The organism is Arthrobacter sp. SPT-J7 (assembly GCF_059089965.1).
This window is the reverse complement of the sequence record NZ_JBNHFF010000472.1, coordinates 1-1,069: the sequence shown is the minus strand read 5'-3', so window position 1 is coordinate 1,069 and position 1,069 is coordinate 1. Positions and strand designations below refer to the sequence as shown.

Here is a 1,069-nt window from a genome sequence, read left to right as displayed (position 1 = left end):
GGTACAGCGCCAGTCGGCCAAGCGTCTACGCGACCAACACCGACGCCGGGGATCTATCCTGGCTGTCGAAGGGTATTCATTCGGAAGATGCGCCGGTGGGCGGCGGTGCAGGGCAACAGGCGCCATGAAGCGCCTGTGCCTAAAATGCTCTTATGCCTACACGTGTTCATGAATTTGCCTGGCCCGATCGGGTCGTCGTTGGAACCATCGGCGTTCCGGGGTCACGCACGTTCTACCTTCAGGTACGCACAGGGCAGCAGATCGTGAGCATCGGCCTGGAGAAGCAGCAGTCGGCCCAGCTCGCTGAGAAGATTGACGAAATCCTCGATCAGCTCATCACCCTCGAGGGCAACCCCTTCAGCGTTCCCGCAAGTACTCCCATCGAACTCGTCGACAATGACGAGCTCGAGGCGGTTCAGGAGCAGTTTCGAACCGGGGCCATGACCCTGGGCTGGGACCCGACGACGGCGCAGCTGGTAATAGAGGCATACCCGATCACCGATGTCGGCGCTGATGACAACGGCGAATCGCTTGATGACGATGACGCTGATGTGCCCGAGATGCTGCTGGTGCGGATGCCGGTTGGCACCGCCCGCGCATTCGCTAAGCGCACACGTGAGGTGGTGGGTGCCGGGCGTCCCGCATGCCCGCTCTGCGGCTATCCCGTGGATGCCGACGGGCACGCCTGCACCCTTCCCGAGGTCTGATGCCTGCGCACGATCTGCTGACTGCCGAGCTGACGCTCACGGGCCGCATCACGACGGCGTCGAACGCCACCTTTTTGGGCAGCATCGGCGACACTGCGGTCGTCTACAAGCCGATAGCCGGGGAGAAACCGCTGTGGGATTTTCCCGACGGCTTCCTTGCCCACCGTGAGGTTGCGGCCTACCTGGTCTCGGAAGTCCTTGGCTGGAACGTGGTTCCACTCACGTGGCTGCGCGATGGTCCGTTGGGCATGGGAATGGTGCAGCTCTGGCAGGAGGCTGACCCCGACCAGAACGCGGTGGACCTCGTCTCAACGGACGACGTCCCGGAAAGCGGTTGGAAACACGTCCTCGAGGGTCAGGAT

At 62.9% G+C, this 1,069-nt stretch carries 2 protein-coding genes and 1 pseudogene; all 3 read left to right on the top strand.

The window, feature by feature from the left end; translation table 11 throughout:
* Positions 1 to 128, top strand: a pseudogene (locus AC5RWX_RS33680) (histidine phosphatase); the annotation flags it as partial.
* A 24-nt stretch (positions 129 to 152) separates the two neighbouring features.
* Complete coding sequence (locus tag AC5RWX_RS33675; RefSeq protein WP_494100484.1) at positions 153 to 707, top strand: DUF3090 domain-containing protein; 555 nt, start codon at positions 153 to 155, stop codon at positions 705 to 707.
* Positions 707 to 1,069, top strand: a 363-nt coding sequence (locus AC5RWX_RS33670; RefSeq protein WP_494100483.1) for a protein kinase family protein, incomplete at its 3' end; no start/stop codon positions are given. The genes AC5RWX_RS33675 and AC5RWX_RS33670, both read left to right, overlap by 1 nt.